The sequence below is a fragment of the Rhizobium sp. P44RR-XXIV genome, assembly GCF_001999485.2.
Classification (GTDB): Bacteria; Pseudomonadota; Alphaproteobacteria; order Rhizobiales; family Rhizobiaceae; genus Rhizobium.
This window is the reverse complement of sequence record NZ_MPVZ02000019.1, coordinates 1-17,932: the sequence shown is the minus strand read 5'-3', so window position 1 is coordinate 17,932 and position 17,932 is coordinate 1. Positions and strand designations below refer to the sequence as shown.

The window sequence follows — 17,932 nt, the reverse complement described above, 5'->3', positions numbered from 1 at the left end:
GAAGAAGTCCACCATCTGCAGCAATACGGACAAACCGGTAGCCGGAATACTCGACCACGGACAGGAACTTCCATTAAGTTGATGAAATCCGACGCATTCGCCTATCGTGTCGTTTCGCCTTCTACCGGACCCGACCCCTAGCAGGCGGTGTCTGCATCGACTTGACTCTCCCTCGCAGAACAGCATAGAAAGTATTTGCGTCGCGAATGTGTTCCCATCTACTTTCTAGTGGGAGCGGGCAGGAGGCTATGATTGAGGGAGAGACAATGCTGAAATGGGGCGTCGAACGTCGCCTTGAGTTCATCGAGTTTCGCCTTTTTTGGGAGGGGGGCGTCAACCGATCGGACATCATCAACATGTTTGACGTGTCCGTGCCGCAAGCCTCGAAAGACCTAACGCTCTATCAAGAACATGCGCCGCAAAACGCGGTCTACGACAAGAGCGCCAAGCGCTACGTCGCAAGCGAAACGTTCGCACCGCGTTTTCTCACACCCGATCCGAGCAGCTATCTATCTCGGCTTCGATCAGTGGCCGAAGGCTTGGTCGATCTTTCGGACTCCTGGATCACGCAGGTTCCGGACACTGATACTGCCCTCACGCCGCGCAGAGACATCGACCCAGATGTTCTTCGGGCGGTGTTGAGTGCTGTTCGTGATCGCAAGTCCGTCGATGTCCTCTATCAGTCGATGAGCAAGGAAAGGCCCGATCCGGCTTGGCGACGGATCACCCCCCATGCCTTTGGCTATGACGGTTTGCGTTGGCATGCGCGTGCGTATTGTCACGTGACCGACAGGTTCAAGGACTTCCTGTTGCCGCGGATTTTGGGCATCGGTGAGATGGGCGAGGGCGGCCCCGATCCGTTCGACGACGTTCTGTGGCAGGAGCGTTTCGGCGTGGAAATTGGGCCTCATCCCGATCTGACTACGAGCCAGAAGGCGGTAGTCGCCAAGGATTTCAGCATGGAGCGTGGCTCGGCCGTCCTGACGGTGCGGTATGCCATGCTATTCTATGTCCTGAAGCGGCTGGTGTTGCTTGACGACGCCTCGAAGCGCCCGGCGCGCAGTCAACACATCGTCGTGATCAACTGGAACGAGACCGAAGCTGCGCTGCGAAAAGCCGAGTACGCGGCATGAAAAAGGTCATAGAGCCGGCGAGGGATTGGCGTGGCTAAGCTTGAAGAGATCAGGAACGGCGCGTCCGTGCGCGGTATCGCGTCATTGCAAGTGGCGCAGGTTTTGTCAGTCAACTGGATCGGCGATCAGGCGATCAACGTCGTCTACCGGGCTCTGGACGGTGCCGTCGCCGAAACCGTACTTTATCGAGACGACGAACATCGCCTCCATGTCGAGGTGAACGGCCAACCCTGGTCATTCGACGGCGACGGCGCTCTGCTTCGCCTTGTTACCGAGGCGAACCGGATCAAGCTCGCTTACTATTTCGACCCTTATCTGGCGATCCACACCAGCTTGGTCGATCCGTTACCTCACCAGATTTCGGCCGTTTACGGCGAGATGCTGCCACGTCAGCCGCTACGCTTCTTGCTCGCTGACGATCCTGGCGCCGGCAAGACGATCATGGCTGGCCTCTTGATCAAGGAGTTGATCGCCCGAAGCGACTTAGAACGCTGCCTCGTCGTGGCTCCGGGCAGCTTGGTCGAGCAATGGCAGGATGAACTTGGCCAGAAGTTCAATCTTGAGTTCGACATACTGACCCGCGACATGATCGAGACGTCTCGATCGGGAAATCCCTTCGAGGATCGCCATCGGCTCATTGTGCGCCTCGATGTCCTAGCTCGCAACGAAGAGCTGCAGAACAAGCTGGCGAGCGCACGGGAATGGGATCTGATCATCTGCGATGAAGCGCATCGCATGTCTGCGACTTACTTCGGCGGGGACGTCAAATATACGAAGCGCTATCAGGTGGGGCAGAAGCTTGGTGAAGCCTGCCGTCACTTGCTGCTGATGTCGGCCACGCCGCACAACGGCAAGGAGGAGGACTTCCAGCTTTTCATGGCGCTCCTCGATGGCGATCGCTTCGAGGGTCGTTTCCGCGACGGCGTGCATTACGCCGATACCGCCGACATGATGCGTCGCCTTACCAAGGAGGAGTTGCTTCGCTTCGATGGGCGGCCGTTGTTCCCCGAACGCCGCGCCTACACCGTCAAGTATCAGCTCTCCGAGCTTGAAGCGGCGCTCTACACGGCAGTTACCGACTATGTTCGCACAGAGATGAACCGTGTGCAGCGATTCGCGGAAGGAGATGGCAAAAAGCGTAACAATGTCGGATTCGCGCTGCAGATCCTGCAGCGTCGTCTCGCCTCCTCGCCGGCAGCGATCTACCAGTCTTTGAAGCGGCGCCGCGAGCGGTTGGAGAACGAGTTGGGCGAAACCCGTTTAGCGAGCGCAGGCCACAGGGTTGGCTTTGCCGCGCCGGACGTCAACGCAGACGCCCTCCGAAACATCGACGAGTACGGCCAAGAGGAAATCGATGACCTTGAGGAGTTGATCGCTACCGGCGCCACGACCGCCGAAACGGTCGAGCAGCTCGCCTTGGAAGTGGACACACTCAAGGGCCTTGAGGCAATGGCGCTAGGCGTCCTGCGCTCCGGCCTCGACGCCAAGTGGTCACAGCTCAACAGCATTTTGGACGATGATCTGATGGTCGATGCCGACGGCAATCGGCGTAAATTGATCATTTTCACAGAGCCGAAGGATACGCTGCACTATCTCCTCGACAAGGTTCGAGCTCGGATCGGCAACACCGAAGCAGTGGACGTGATTCATGGCGGCGTGTCGCGGGAAGAACGGCGCAATGTCATCGAACGGTTCATGCAGGATCGCGATATGCTGGTGCTGATCGCCAATGACGCAGCCGGCGAAGGTGTGAACCTTCAGCGAGGCCATCTAATGGTCAACTACGACCTGCCGTGGAACCCGAACAAGATCGAACAACGGTTTGGGCGAATCCATCGAATCGGTCAGACCGAGGTGTGCCATCTGTGGAATATCGTTGCAGCGGACACGCGGGAAGGTGAGGTCTACGCGCGATTACTCGAGAAGCTTGAGGCCGCGCGCGAGGCGTTGGGGGGCCGCGTCTACGACGTTCTCGGAGAGCTTTTCGAAGGCACCGCGCTGAGGGATCTTCTGTTTCAGGCGATTCAGTATGGCGAGCAGGAGGATGTGAAAGCGCGCCTCTTCCGCCAAGTCGATGGTGCCGTCGATCAAGATCATTTGCTGGAGCTGCTGCAACGGCGCGCGCTCACCAACGACACGATGCCCGAGGCGAAAGTGCAGGAGCTACGCTTGGAGATGGAGCGCGCCGAGGCGCAGCGCCTTCAGCCGCACCATGTCCAAAGCTTCTTCGTAGAGGCTTTTCAGCATCTTGGTGGCCGCATGAAACGGCGTGAGGAAGGGCGTTGGGAAATCACCCATGTGCCCGTTCGCATCCGAGAGCGTGATCGTCAGATTGGCACGGGCACTCCGATCCAAAAAAAGTATGAGCGGATTTGCTTTGAAAAAAGCCAGATCAACCAGCAGCCCGTCGCGACCTTCGTTTGTCCAGGACATCCGTTGCTAGAGGCCGTGATCAGCATCGTCCGCGAGCAATACGAGCAGATTATGCGCCAAGGGGCGATTTTGGTCGACGATTTGGATACCGGCACGGCGCTGTCGGCCGTGTTCCTGCTCGAACACAGCATCCAAGATGGCAGGACAAACAGTGCCGGCAAGCCGCATGTCATATCCGAAAGGCTTCAGTTCGCATCGATCGACAAGGCGGGGCGCGCCGTAAACGCGGGTATCGCGCCACATCTCAACCTGCGGCCCGCAATGCCTGCCGAAATCGCAAGCGTTCGCCCATTCTTGGACGAGGATTGGCTGACGACGGAGCTTGAAAAGACGGCCGTCCAATTCGCGACCGTGGAGCTGGCGCAGGCGCACATCGCGGAGGTCCGCGCCCGACGTCTTCCCGAGATCGAAAAGGTCGAGAATGAAGTCCGAGCGCGCCTAAAGAAGGAGATCAACTACTGGGATTCGCGTGCCTTCGAGCTTAAGGAGGAGGAGAAGGCCGGCAAAAAAACGCGCCTCAGCTGGCAGAATGCCCAGCGCCGTGCCGAGGATCTGGCCGAGCGCCAAAAACGTCGCATGGGGCAGTTGGAGCAGGAACGTTTCATCTCATCTCAACCGCCTCGAGTACGTGGCGGGATGGTCGTGATCCCACGCGGTCTGTTGGACGCTCAAGCTTCGTTTGGTCCTGGCTCGCTCGAAGGGACACCTCAGGGTTTCGCAATCGATCCGATTGCCCGGCGCGCGATCGAATTGGCTGCTATGGAGGCAGTGATGGCGACAGAGCAGACCCTTGGGAACGTCCCGACCGACGTATCGGCGCAGAAGGTAGGCTATGACATCGCGTCCTACGATCCCGCGACGAAACATCTGCGCTTCATTGAGGTCAAGGGCCGTGTTCACGGAGCTGATAGCGTGATGATCACCCGACAAGAGGTCATCACCTCGTTGCATGAACCAGACAAATATATTCTCGCTATCGTGCAGGTCGAGAACGGAAGTGCGCAGGCACCGCGCTATCTACATGGACCTTTATCAGACCATGAGCCTTCGTTTGAAACGACGGCGATACAGTTTAACCTAGCAAAGCTGCTCGCCCGATCAGGAATGCCCGCATGAGTGAAAATAATTTGACCCAGGAGCGGCGCGCCCATTCCGTCGTGTATTCCTTTTTCAGTCGGTGGGAGGAACCGCTTCGATCGGAAAATGTCCGCGTCTTCTTTAGGAAGCGGTTTCCGTCAAAGCTGCCTAACCGGGTTTATTTCTATATCGGCGCTCCAGTCAAATCGATAATTGGAAGCGCCAGCGTAAGCGATATAAAGCGCCTACACGTCCAGGAAGCTCTCGATTTATCGAGCCTTGGCTGCATAACAAAAGCCGAGCTGGCTAATTATTTGGGAGAAAGGGAGTCAGTTGGAGCGATTTACTTAGACGATTTTGAATTCTTTCCCCGTCCAGTCGGATTACTCCAAATTGAAAACGTAATATCCTTCTCACCGCCGCAGAACTTTCAGAATCTGGACGCCGAAGAAGAACAAATGCTTAAGGAGTTGGCACGTTGATGAAGAAGAAGCTTATCGAGGTTGCCGTTCCGCTCGAAGCCATAAATTTGGCTTCCGCACGCGAGAAGTCGATCCGGCATGGCCATCCTTCATCACTTCATCTTTGGTGGGCAAGGCGTCCGCTGGCAACGTGCCGTGCCATTTTGTTCGCACAGTTGGTAGACGATCCATCAAGCAGGCCCGATGAGTTCCCGATGCCCGAGGAACAGGACGCTGAGCGGCGCCGGCTCTTCTCGATCATCGAGGATCTCGTCAAATGGGAAAACTCTACCAATTCTGAGGTGCTGAGCCGAGCAAGAAACGAGATACTTCGGTCGTGCGACGGCGTTTTGCCCTCTGTCTATGATCCATTTTCGGGCGGAGGCTCTATTCCGCTAGAGGCTCAGCGGCTTGGCTTGCCGACCTTCGGTTCAGATTTGAATCCCGTCGCCGTTACTATCGGCAAGGCGATGATAGAAATCCCGCAAAAATTTAGGGATTGTGAGCCCGTCCATCCCGGGATTCAGAACCTTAATCACTACCGCGACGCTAGTGGGATCGCCGAGGATGTTAGGTTCTACGGTGACTTGATGATCGCCGAGGCGGTAAAGCGTGTCGGCCATTTTTACCCGTCCATTGGACTCCCGAAAAGCTATGGCGGGGGCAAGGGAACAGTGATTGCATGGATCTGGGCTCGCACGGTGCCGAGCCCAGATCCAGCGTTCGGCAACTCACCAGTGCCAATCGCATCGAGCTTTCAGCTCAGCGCAAACGCCGGAAAGGAAGCCTGGATCGAGTGCATCGCGGACCGTTCGAGTAAGGCTGTGAGCTTCCAGGTTCACATGGGCGGAACCTCGGCTGAACTTGAAAAGGCCAAAACCGGCACAAAAGTTGGGCGCGCGAATTTCCGGTGTGTTCTCTCCGATGCGGCGATCGACACAGCCTATATCCGAAAGGCCGCGCTCCGTGGCGATCTGGGCGCGCAACTGATGGCCGTTGTCGTCGAAGGTCCAAGGGGAAGGGTGTATCTAGCACCGACGCCAGAGCACGAGAAGATAGCGTCTGAGGCAAACCCATCTTGGAAACCAAATGGACGCGTCCCCGCCCCGTCGCATGATGTCGATCGGCTGCCAATGTACGGGATGCCGACTTGGGGCGATGCGTTTTCGGACCGTCAGTTGCTGATTCTGACCACACTAAGCGAACTAGTTCACGAGGTCCGCCTTGTCGTGAGAAAGGACGCAGCGACTGCTGGGCTCTCGACCAATAGCGAGGGGCTGGCATCCGGTGGCGTTGGTGCCGATGCATATGCTGATGCGATAAGCGTCTATCTCGCATTTCTCGTTGGGCAGCTCGCCAATCACAGCTCGACTGTCTGTGGTTGGAATAGCCCCAATGAACAGATGCGCTCGACTTTTGCACGACAGGCTATCCCGATGACGTGGGATTACGCAGAGGTAAATCCATTTAGCTCGTCTAGTGGAAGCCTTAAAAGCTTATTTGATAGGATGGTGAAGGGTTTCGAGACTCTCGGAAGCGTTTCTGGTCAAAGTAGTATCACCAACAGTGACGCTCAGACCGTCCTATACCCAGACAACGTAGTCATATCTACAGACCCTCCATACTACGATAATATCTCATACTCGGATGTATCTGATTTCTTTTTCGCTTGGATGAAGCCTGCGTTGAAGGAGGTGTTTCCGGACTTATTTGGGATGCTCGCCACTCCCAAAGCGGAGGAGCTTGTCGCATCCACGGACCGACATGGCGGTAAAGACGCAGCCGAGCAGTTTTTCTTGAATGGCATGTCTGCCGCTATTCAAAACATGGCTGACAATTGTAATCCGGATTTCCCAACGACAATTTACTATGCCTTCAAGCAAAGCGAAATTGCGAACGAGGGTGTTAGTTCTTCCGGATGGGCAACCTTTATCCAAGCGATTATTGGTGCTGGATTCTCCGTTGTGGGCACGTGGCCGGTCCGAACGGAAAAACCGGGACGAATGGTCGCGGTCGGCACCAACGCGCTCGCAAATTCGGTTGTACTCGTCTGTAGAAAGAGGACGGACGATGCCGAAGTCGTTACGCGGGCCGAGTTTCTGCGTGCCTTGAAACGTGAGCTACCGCCTGCTATCCGCGACCTCCAAGCCGCGAACATCGCTCCTGCAGACATGCCTCAATCGGCGATTGGTCCTGGGATGGGTGTGTTTTCTCGCTTCAGCGCCGTGTTAGAATCGGACGATAGTCCCATGTCGGTGAAAGCGGCGTTGCAGCTAATCAACAAGGAACTCGACGAATACCTTGGCGGAATACAGGGAGAGTTCGATCCTGACACTCGCTTCGCAATAACATGGTTTGAACAGAATGGTGTCAAAGCCGGTGATTATGGGACGGCTAATAGTATTGCCCAAGCTCGTGGCATTTCTGTCGATAGCGTCAAACATGCCGGTATCGTTGAAAGCTCTGCGGGGAAGGTGAGAATAATCGGCCGTGACGAGCTGGATCTATCTTGGGATTCGGATATTGACAGTCATCTTACGGTCTGGGAATGCTGCCAACATCTAATCCGCGCGCTTGAGACGGACGGTGAGCAGGCTGCAGCATTGCTCATGAAAAAGCTTGGCTCCGAAATGGCGGATACAGTCAAGGATTTGGCATATTGTCTGTACGGCATCTGCGAAAAGCGGTCAGATTCTAAGGAAGCCACTTCTTACAATGGGCTGATCGCTGTCTGGACGGAGCTGACTCGGCAGGCGGCAGCGATACACGACGTGGGTGGGGATCGTCAGACCCGGTTGGCACTCTGAAGGGACGACGGAAATGGCCAAAAGTACGCGCCAATATGTGTTTGAAGGCATGGAGTTGCTGCCGGACGCGTTGGTCCCATTTGTAGAGAAGAGGCTCGAAAACTCGGTTCGGGGGCACTGGCAGATCGAGGTCATCCAACGCGTCCAGGGCTTGAAGCCCAATTCCGCAGGTGAGGTGGCATGGGACCAACAAGGTCTTTTGAAAACGATGATGGCCTTCTGGAAGGAGGCTTTCGGAACAATGTTGGGCCACCCTGAGCGATCCTATGTTTCCGAACTGTTGGATGTACGAAACAAGCTCTCACACAACGAGCCATTCACGTACGACGACGCCGAGCGCGCTCTGGATTCAATGCGTAGGTTGATGGAATCTATCAGCGCGGGCGAGGTTGCCGATCAGCTTGGCAAAATGCGCGACACGATTCTGCGAACTAAGTTCTCCGAGCTTCAGCGGAACGAGGAGCGGCGGAAGACGCAGCGACTTGAGATTTCCGTCGAGACGGTCGCCGGACTTCTACCGTGGCGCGAGGTCGTCGAGCCACATCAGGACGTCGCTACCGGCGAGTTTCAGCAGGCTGAATTTGCGGCAGATCTAGGCAAGGTCCACGCCGGCAGTGCGCCTGCCGAGTACCGAGATCCACAACAGTTTTTCAGCCGCACATACCTAACCGAAGGTCTCAGCACCCTCTTGGTCGGCGCGGCAAAGCGGCTTTCGGGAGGAGGCGGCGATCCTGTCGTTGAACTGCAAACGAACTTCGGCGGTGGCAAAACCCACTCGATGCTGGCGTTGTACCACATGGCCGGCGGAACACCTGCACAAGATCTGTCGGGCCTCGATCAGCTCCTAGAGAAGAACGGTCTGACCGTTCCCTCTCATATCAATCGGGCGGTTCTCGTTGGAACGTCGCGCGGCCCTCAGGATGTGCTAAACGCCACAGGGGATCGGAAAATCCGAACGACCTGGGGCGAATTGGCGTGGCAGCTCGGCGGCGAAGAAGGCTTCGACATGATCGCGGAGAACGATGCAAAAGGCATTGCGCCGGGATCTAACGTCCTCGAAACCATCTTTAGAAAATACGCTCCCTGCCTGATCCTAATCGATGAGTGGGTCGCATACTTGCGACAAATCTACCGCGTGGAAGGGCTTCACTCCGGTTCCTTTGACGCAAACCTTTCGTTCGTCCAGTCGTTGACCGAGGCGGTGAAGGCGAGCCCTGGGACTCTGCTGGTAGCATCGCTGCCCGCATCGCAGATCGAAGTCGGGGGCGAAGGTGGGCAAGAGGCGCTTGCTCGCCTGAAACAGACGTTCAGCCGCGTTGAATCCTCTTGGAGGCCCGCCTCGCAGGAGGAAAGCTACGAGATTGTTCGTCGCCGTCTCTTCAAGGAAATCCCGGGCGACAGATTCCATCACCGGGACAACACGCTGAAGCAATTTGCTAAGTTATACCGGGAGAACTCGAACGACTTCCCACAGGGCTGTGCCGACGAGAATTATCGTCGCAAGCTTGAAAAGGCTTACCCGATTCATCCTGAACTCTTCGACCAGCTCTATACAAGCTGGGGATCGCTGGAGAAGTTTCAGCGAACGCGTGGTGTGCTTCGTCTCATGGCGCAGGTCATCCACGAGCTTTGGATGAATGCCGATCCATCAGTGATGATCATGCCGGGAAGTGTATCGGTCAGTTCGCCTCGTGTGGAGCCTGAGCTTCTACACTATCTCGACGTCAGTTGGCAGTCGATCATCGCAGCCGATGTCGATGGCACCGCCGCCACTCCCTACAAGGTCGATCAGGGGGCACCCAATCTCAATCGGTACTCCGCCACTCGGCGAATTGCCCGAGCCATATTCATGGGCACCGCTCCAACCCATGCGCAACAGAATACCGGCATGGACGACAAGCAGATTAATCTCGGCGTCGTACAGCCCGGAGAAAAGCCAGCAATCTTCGGCGATGCCCTCAGGCGCCTGACGAACCAGGCTAAGTTCATGCACTCCGATCTGGGCCGATATTGGTACTCGATGTCGGCGAGCCTCAATCGAATCGCGGCCGACAAGGCAGGTCAGTTCGACGAGAGGTTGGTCTTGATGGAGATTGATCGCGAGCTGGCAAAATATATCAACGCGATCGCCGACCGTGGTCATTTCGAGGCGGTGCAGGTGGCACCGACCTCCTCTGCCGAGGTGCCTGACGAAGCGGGCGGGGTGCGTGCCGTCGTACTTGGCATAGCCCATCCTCATAACGGACGAGATGGTTCTGAAGCCCTAATCGAAGCAAAGGAGATGTTTCTTCAGCGTGGCAGCACGCCGCGCGTGTATCGCAACATGCTGATCTTCATCGCTGCGGAAGCCCGTCAGCTTGACAACCTTAAAGACGCTGTTCGGTCGGCTCTAGCATGGGGCGAGATCGTTAAGGAAAAGGACCGGCTCAATCTCACTCAGAGTGATGACGCATTAGCTCGCGCCAAGCTTGTAGAAGCCCATGAGACGATGAAAACGCGCCTACGAGAGGCATGGTGCTACCTCCATTACCCTGTTCAAGAAAGCGCACAGGCTGAGGTTGAATGGATCTCGGGCAAGGTGCCAGCGCAGGACGGCCTTCTGGCGCGCGCCAGTAAGAAGTTGGTGGGCGAGGAGGGCCTTCTTGCTGAACTCGGCCCGACGCGTCTTGATCGCGATCTCCAGAAGTATATCTGGAACGGCAAGTCGCACCTCTCTCTCAAGGACCTTTGGGAGTATCTGAACCGCTACACCTACCTGCCACGCGTTAAAAACCAGACCGTTCTGGTCAAGGCGATACAGGCTGCCGTCGGCGGTATGCTGCCAGGCCCCTTCGCTTATGCCGAGCGGTGGGAAGAAAAGTCCGACACCTACCTAGGCCTCGCGATTGAGCGGGCGGTTAACGCCGCAGTGGTCATCGATGGCGAAAGCGTCATCATCAAGCCAGAAGTCGCCGAGGCGCATCGGTCGAAACAGAAACAGGTCGAGACGCCTCCTGATGGTGGTCCTGGTGATGAGCCTTCGCCTACGCCGCAGCCGGAAGGTACTTCTGACGGACCTTTGGCTGAGAAGAAGCCCACGCGCTTCCTCGGTACAGTGATGATCTCGTCAGAGCGCCCAGCCCGAGAGATTCACCAGATTGTCGAAGCGATCGTTGAACAGCTTACGACCATCGCCGGCAGCGAGGTCACGCTCAAACTCGAGATCGATGCCGAAGTGCCTTCCGGTATGGATAAAGGGAAGGTCCGCACCCTCATCGAGAATGCCAATACATTGGGATTCATCGAGAAAGATATTCGGTAGGCAAATCCTCCCACGCGTTGGGGGAGGAGTGAAATTTAGGCAACATGGAAGCCGGCTGCATGCCAGCATTCATGTTGCCTCTTGGGATCGTATGCGGGAGGGGGCGAAATCCTACGCTAACGCTCTGGCCATCGATATTCGCCGGTGAGATTGATGTGCTCCCATCCCAGCGGCGAAACATGGCCCAAAAGATCGGACGATAACAGCTTTCCACCGCTTTTCTGGTGCGACAACTTCGACCAATTTCATAATGTTCCAGAAGACGGTAATCGCGGCGAGCAATTTGGCAATCCGGTAATGCTGGTCTTCGGCGGAACGGTCGCGAATTTTGCCACCGGCATCTTAAATTCTGGGCACTGACCTCGTCCTGACGGAGATGGTTGCCGGTTGTGCCGACGCTGTGACCGTCAAGGCCCTTAGGTAGGCTAATCCCGAACGGGCAGGATAAAATCTGCCACCTTCCACCATGTCTGCAAAACGACCGATTGTGGGACATCGCCGCTTTAAGGGCAAAAGTGCTTCAAGGATCGGCGCATCCACGTCCAAAAAATATGTCCAGCATTCTATTGACCAATAATCGGTAATGTATCAGAATCTGGACATGCTCATCGGTTACGCACGCGTCTCAACCACAGATCAGAACCTGGACCTCCAGCGCGATGCGCTTCAACGCGCCGGCTGCCAGAAGATTTTCGAGGAAAAGAAATCCGGCAGAGCCGGCACCAAGCGGCAGGAGTTCGATGCCGCTCTTGCCTACCTGCGCGCTGAAGACGTCCTGGTCGTGTGGAAACTCGACCGGCTAGGCCGCTCACTGGTCGAGATGATGCGCACTATTGACGGCCTGCAAAAGGGCGGCATCAAGTTTCAAAGCCTGACCGAGCACTTCGATAGCGAGACTGCCCATGGCCGTTTCGCTCTCCAGATGCACGGCGCCATGGCGGAATACTTCCTCGATCTCAATCGCGAACGCACCATGGAAGGCCTGAAAGCTGCCTTGGCGCGCGGGAAGAAAGGTGGGCGGCCGCGCAAGCTGTCTGAAACCGACCTTGAAGTTGGAAAAGCCATGCTGGCAGCCGGCACTATACCCGTTGCGCAGATCGCCAAACGGCTGGGCCTCAGCCGGGCCGGATTCTACAACTACTTTCCGCAAGCCCGTGCAACAGCCTTAGTCAAGGAGGAACGCTGATGCCGATCCGTAAAACTCTCCCATATCTCGATAAAGCCGGATGCAACGATGCTGAAAACTGACACCCGCCAAGCGAATTGGCGTCGTGCCAATCCAGGCAAATATGATGCACACCTTGCCGTGCAGAGAGCGGTGAAGGCTGGAGCGTTGGAAAAGCAAACGTGTGAGGTCTGCGGGGTCGAAACAGTCGATGCCCATCATGATCAATACGACGAACCTCTACGGGTCAGGTGGTTATGCCGACGACATCACACGAGGCTCCACCACTATGGAGAAGACATGTTTCCAATCACGAATTATCCTGCACCGCTTGAAGATTACAACGAGACCAAGCTCGCTCCAAAGAATAACTGACAACTGCGCGAGGTAGAAAATGACGACAGAAGCGATGCAACCGATCTGGAATCCTGCGACCGGTATCACCGATCTGGAATCTGGTCCTCGCGACCTAAGTGCTTCGGAGATTCCGGGGATTAAAGCGGTCTGGACTGAACAGCGAATGCGCTTGAAAGGCACCTCTCAACTATCTGATTTTACTGAGAAACTCAGTCGAGAGTGGGCTATCGAGACCGGCGTCATAGAAAACTTATATGAAATTGAGCGCGGCGTCACCCAAACCCTCATTGAGCGGGGGTTTCAGGCCGAACTTTTAAGCCATGGTTCTACCAACAAGCCGCGAGAATACGTTATTCAGTTATTGCGCGATCAGAAAGAGGCTCTGGACGGCGTCTTCGACTTTGTAAAAAGCGATCGGAGCCTGTCCACGTCATATATAAAAGAACTTCATGCAGCACTGCTTCGCAGTCAGGACACCACCGAAGGGATTGATGCCCAAGGACATCACGTCGAGATAGATTTGATTAAGGGCACGTGGAAAACCAAGGCCAATTACCCGGTACGAGACGGGGTGACTTACATGTATTGTCCGCCTGAGCACGTTCAATCTGAGATGGATAGGTTGATATCTCTCCATGCACAACACGTATCAGCGGGCGTGCCTACTGAAGTGCAGGCTTCATGGCTTCATCACAGATTCACTCAGATTCACCCCTTCCAGGATGGCAATGGGCGTGTAGCACGCGCAATAGCTTCGCTTGTGCTCGTGAAGGATGGTCTCTTTCCGCTGGTTGTGACCAGAGACGACAAGCCAAATTACTTGGATACACTCGAAGCGGCCGACAATGGTAATTTGAAGCCCCTCATCAGTCTAACCGCAAAGCTGCAGATTACTCAATTCCGGAAAGCAACGGCTATTTCTGAAGCGATTCTGGCTGAGGACGACGTTCAGGCGGCCCTTGGAGGTCTGATAAAAGCCGCAGGTAAAATTGCTGCGGACAAGATCAGTGCATTCAAAGGGGTCTTTGAACTTGCTCATCGGCTCGAGGACGATCTGGAACAACGCCTGAAGGCTCTTGCACCCACAATCCTTACCGCCCTTCAAAAGGTTGCGAACAATTCCAGCGCGTTCGTAACTCGCTCCAACGAAGAGACAAGTCACTACTTTCGATCGCAAGTGATCGAAAATGCCAAAAATCACCTCGATTACTATGCTGATACCGCCGATTTCAGATCTTGGGTTGCTCTGAACCTTCGTTGGTCGCGCCGGGGACAACTGGTTTTTGCAATTCATGGCATCGGCAGACCATTCAACGGGTCCTTAATCTGCGCACCTTTTTTTGAATTCAAGGATACTGATGAGGACGGCCAAATCAGGACCGCTCTTGTGCCTGTAGCGGAAGAAGGTTTTGTATTTTTCTACAATGAAGACCCGGAACGCCTGGCTTCCCGTTTTGCACCTTGGCGCGAGGGCGTCTTGAAAATCGTCTTGAAAGAGCTATCCCAAAATCTGTAGATCAGGTGATAAAGGACATTATCACATATAGGATGGCCTGCAATCCAGCTCAGACTTCAGAAAGTGACCATGCCAATAAAGTGTGCTGCGATCCAGACCGCGCATGATAGTATGAGTTAGAGCGTTGGCCTTCTGGCCGCAATAGACGGCGTTCCCGCCGAGTAATGGTTCGCGCCGCGAGCTTTCGGCCCATGAGGGCCATATCATGACAAATATTCCGATTGCGCATTTTGAGGCGGCGAGTACGCTTGCCGTGGTGGTATCGTCTAACGAACCACTGCTTTTCCTGTCCGAAGACCAGAAAGTCATCGCGGCGAGCGCATCGTTTTGCCAGGCCTTCGAGATCGACCCGGCAACCATTTCCGGAAAGCTTCTTCGCGAACTTGGCAATGGTGAATGGGCGATGCCCAAGCTTGCGTCACTGCTGAAGGCGACCGCTTCAGGAACTGTGCAGATCGACGCTTACGAGATCGACCTCAAGCGGCCGGACCACAAGACACACAATTTGGTCCTCAACGCTCGCACGCTCAACGATGGCGACAAGGATCGCATTCGTCTGCTGTTGGCGGTGACCGATGTAACCCATGTGCGCGCCGAGGCTCGACTCAAGGATGATCTTGTTCGTGATAAAGAGATACTTCTGCAGGAGGTCCAGCATCGGGTGGCAAACAGCCTCCAGATCATTGCGAGCGTTCTGATGCAGAGCGCACGTCGCGTTCAATCCGAGGAAGCACGCGGGCATCTCCACAACGCTCACCACAGGGTGATGTCGATTGCAGCCTTGCAGCGCCAACTCTCGACATCCAAAGGCGGAAGCGTCGAACTGCGTGCCTATTTCACGCAACTTTGCCAGAGCCTTGGCGCGTCGATGATCGAGGACTCGAACCGTCTCTCGATTTCGGTGACGGTCGATGACAGCGCTGTCGAGGCAGACATTTCTGTCAGTCTGGGGCTTATCGTGACCGAGCTTGTGATCAACGCGCTCAAGCACGCCTTCCCCGATGAACGAACAGGCAAGATCGTGATCGACTACAGCTCGAAGGGCAAGGACTGGACGCTTTCGGTCACTGACGACGGCATTGGCATGCCTTCGGGGAGCGATGCGCCCAAGGCGGGCCTTGGAACCGGCATCGTGGAAGCGCTGACCAAGAATCTGCAAGGGCAAATCCAGTTGAGCGATGCGGACCCGGGAACCGCCGTGACAATAAGCCATCGGGAAAGCGCCCGTCTCCAAGCTGACCTTACAGAGGCTGCGTAGGAACCTAATTCCATCCGAAGCACTATATGCCGAAATTGGCTTCCCAGCCCTACACAACCCGAGTCGTCAATGAATAACGGTAAAAAAGTAGTCCTCGTCGTCGAAGACAACACAATGATACGGATGGGTGCCGTCGATTTGGTGCTTTCTGCGGGTTACGACGCGTTAGAAGCCCGCGACGCTGATGAGGCAATACGCATTCTTGAGGCGCGAGATGACATCGATCTGGTGTTCACCGATGTTCAGATGCCCGGCACGATGGACGGCATTAAGCTATCCCATTACATCCGCGAACGATGGCCACCCGTGAAGCTGCTTGTTGCTTCCGGCAATGCAATTCTCGAAGAAAGCAGTCTGCCAACCGGGAGCAGATTCTTCCCAAAACCCTACGATGACCACGCCATCGTAGACGCCATGACCAGCCTACTTGCGTAATCATCGGGACTGATCAACAGGCCAAATCGCCCCGTCGATGGCCAAGCGGTACTCGGTGAAACACATGCGGCCGGATGCGGTCGTGGTGTCGATCTGCGCGCCCTTTCCGGTGATCAAGCTACTTTCCCCTGATTTTCTGGCCCATGTCTTTCCACTTGGGTGGGAGCACATCAACCTCACAGGGGAATATGGTTGGCCGAAGCCATAGCGCAGCTATGCTGCAGCTTCTCGTAACCGCTCCGTTTACGCCATTCCTAAATCACATGAAGTAACGTCCCACCTGCGGCCAAGAGCAAGACGACGATCCACGGCTGAGTCTTCCAGATGGTGAGCAGAAGAAACCCCGATAACGCCAATGCAAAATCCCGTGGTGACAGAACCGCGCTCGTCCAAACCGGATCGTAGAGGGCTGCAGCAAGAATGCCGACAACGGCTGCGTTCGCGCCGCGCATGGCGGCCTGAGCGGTCGGTCGCAATCGCAACGCATCCCAATAAGGAAGCATTCCGTATACCAGTAGGACACCCGGCAAGAAGATCGCAATGAGTGCGATAAATGCGCCCGCAACGCCGTTGGGTGCAGACTCCATGACCGTGCCGAGATAAGCAGAAAAGGTGAATAGCGGCCCAGGTACTGCTTGCGCCAGACCGTAGCCGGTCAGGAAGGACTCGTTCGTGACCCAACCTGGCTCTACCACCTGTGATTGCAACAATGGGAGCACGACATGTCCGCCGCCAAACACTAAAGCGCCAGAGCGGTAGAAAGCGTCAAACACCGCCACCGCCTGATGGCCGGTTGTCATGACCAGCAGCGGTGGGATCAGGAAAAGCGCCACAAAAAGAATGAGGGCGATCGCCCCGCCGCGACGCGACACCGGAAAGCGGAGATGGCCCGTTGGCTTGGATAGTTCACCACGGCAGAACCAGAGTCCGGCCACGGCTCCTAGCGCGATCGCACCGATCTGGCCGAACGCACCGCCGATGAAAATCACAATGGCAATCCCCGCCAAGGCAATCCCGGCGCGTTCCCGATCTGGTGTGAGGTTCTTCGCCATGCCCCAGACCGCTTGCGCAACCACGGCGACGGCGACCAGCTTCAAGCCATGCAAAACACCTTCCGCAGCGCGTCCCGTAAAAGCCGTTGCGGCGAGCGAAAAGGCAACCAGGATTGCGGCCGACGGCATCGTAAAGGCGAGCCAGGCAGCGAATCCGCCGAGCAACCCATTACCACGCAGGACGCCTAGCGAGAATCCGACTTGGCTCGAAGCTGGTCCGGGCAGGAACTGGCAGAGGGCGACAAGATCAGCATACCCCTCCTCGTCGATCCACTTGCGGCGCACCACCAACTCATGGCGGAAGTATCCGAGATGTGCGATTGGCCCACCAAAGGACGTCAGACCGAGTTTGAGGAATACGCGAAAGACTTCAAGAGCCGATCCGGCAGTCGGTTGCGCGATACGCGCCGAATTATCGTGCTCGGTCATCACGACCTCCCGACGATGCCAAGGTTATCAGCGATGCTCTATCATCTCGCCGATTAGTTCGCGGACCTTTCCGCGTGCCATCTCCAGTGCCACCCGTCCAAACGGTGTCGCTCGATAGATGTGCCGGACGGAGCGGCCCGCACGTTGCTTCTCGGAAACGAGATAGCCCTTCTTCTCCATCGAACGCAGCATCGGATAGAGCGTTCCAGCACTGAGCTTGTAGCCATGATGGGCCAGTTCTTCGATCATCCACTGACCGTAGACCTCTCCCTCGGCCGCATGATGCAAAACGTGAAGGCGAATGAGCCCGTTCAGCAAGTCTTGATGTTCCATACGCCCACATAATCCCAAGATATCCATCTTATCGAGAATCGTTATCGATATTCGATAATATGAATTGCCCGTGTTGGGTCAATGACCGGGTTCAGCTTTCTAGAGCGTCGTACGATTAACATGGCGCATATCCTGCTGCGTTGAAGAAGTTCCAGCATTCGGTTCGATTGAAGAG

At 55.9% G+C, this 17,932-nt stretch carries 12 protein-coding genes and 1 pseudogene; 10 read left to right on the top strand and 3 right to left on the bottom strand.

What is annotated here, in order from left to right:
* Positions 1–266 precede the first annotated feature (266 nt).
* From BSK43_RS00445 to BSK43_RS00425, 5 genes are read left to right on the top strand one after another with little or no spacing between them, the layout of a single operon-like run.
* Complete coding sequence (locus tag BSK43_RS00445) at positions 267–1,133, top strand: WYL domain-containing protein (protein ID WP_077472800.1); 867 nt, start codon at positions 267–269, stop codon at positions 1,131–1,133.
* A 24-nt stretch (positions 1,134–1,157) separates the two neighbouring features.
* Entirely contained in the window at positions 1,158–4,682 is a 3,525-nt protein-coding gene (locus BSK43_RS00440) for a DUF3883 domain-containing protein (RefSeq protein ID WP_077472799.1), read from the top strand.
* Positions 4,679–5,125, top strand: coding sequence for a hypothetical protein (locus tag BSK43_RS00435; RefSeq protein ID WP_077472798.1), 447 nt, complete (start codon positions 4,679–4,681; stop codon positions 5,123–5,125). Before BSK43_RS00440 ends, BSK43_RS00435 begins: the two co-directional genes overlap by 4 nt.
* Positions 5,125–7,911, top strand: a complete 2,787-nt coding sequence (locus tag BSK43_RS00430) for a DUF1156 domain-containing protein (RefSeq protein WP_077472797.1) — start codon at positions 5,125–5,127, stop codon at positions 7,909–7,911. Before BSK43_RS00435 ends, BSK43_RS00430 begins: the two co-directional genes overlap by 1 nt.
* A 13-nt stretch (positions 7,912–7,924) precedes the next feature.
* Positions 7,925–11,212 (top strand): DUF499 domain-containing protein, encoded by a 3,288-nt coding sequence (locus BSK43_RS00425; protein WP_077472796.1) that lies wholly within the window; start codon positions 7,925–7,927, stop codon positions 11,210–11,212.
* A 116-nt stretch (positions 11,213–11,328) separates the two neighbouring features.
* Here BSK43_RS00425 and BSK43_RS00420 read toward each other — a convergent pair.
* Positions 11,329–11,545: pseudogene (locus BSK43_RS00420) on the bottom strand (Tn3 family transposase); the annotation flags it as partial.
* A gap of 268 nt (positions 11,546–11,813) precedes the next feature.
* Between BSK43_RS00420 and BSK43_RS00415 the strand changes: the two are divergent.
* From BSK43_RS00415 to BSK43_RS00395, 5 genes are all read left to right on the top strand, one after another.
* Positions 11,814–12,398, top strand: a complete 585-nt coding sequence (locus BSK43_RS00415) for a recombinase family protein (protein ID WP_077472825.1) — start codon at positions 11,814–11,816, stop codon at positions 12,396–12,398.
* A 48-nt stretch (positions 12,399–12,446) separates the two neighbouring features.
* Positions 12,447–12,752 (top strand): hypothetical protein, encoded by a 306-nt coding sequence (locus tag BSK43_RS00410; protein WP_077472795.1) that lies wholly within the window; start codon positions 12,447–12,449, stop codon positions 12,750–12,752.
* A gap of 19 nt (positions 12,753–12,771) precedes the next feature.
* Positions 12,772–14,250 (top strand): Fic family protein, encoded by a 1,479-nt coding sequence (locus tag BSK43_RS00405; protein ID WP_077472794.1) that lies wholly within the window; start codon positions 12,772–12,774, stop codon positions 14,248–14,250.
* 205 nt (positions 14,251–14,455) lie between these two features.
* A complete protein-coding gene (locus BSK43_RS00400) occupies positions 14,456–15,508 on the top strand; it encodes a PAS domain-containing sensor histidine kinase (protein ID WP_077472793.1) in 1,053 nt (350 codons plus the stop codon).
* A 69-nt stretch (positions 15,509–15,577) separates the two neighbouring features.
* Positions 15,578–15,943 (top strand): response regulator, encoded by a 366-nt coding sequence (locus tag BSK43_RS00395; protein WP_077472792.1) that lies wholly within the window; start codon positions 15,578–15,580, stop codon positions 15,941–15,943.
* Between the two features lie 254 nt (positions 15,944–16,197).
* Here the strand turns inward: BSK43_RS00395 and chrA are convergent, their stop codons facing one another.
* Both chrA and BSK43_RS00385 read right to left on the bottom strand, forming a co-directional pair.
* Entirely contained in the window at positions 16,198–17,424 is a 1,227-nt protein-coding gene (gene chrA / locus BSK43_RS00390; RefSeq protein WP_077472791.1) for a chromate efflux transporter, read from the bottom strand.
* A gap of 27 nt (positions 17,425–17,451) precedes the next feature.
* A complete protein-coding gene (locus BSK43_RS00385) occupies positions 17,452–17,757 on the bottom strand; it encodes a PadR family transcriptional regulator (protein ID WP_077472790.1) in 306 nt (101 codons plus the stop codon).
* Positions 17,758–17,932 lie beyond the last annotated feature (175 nt).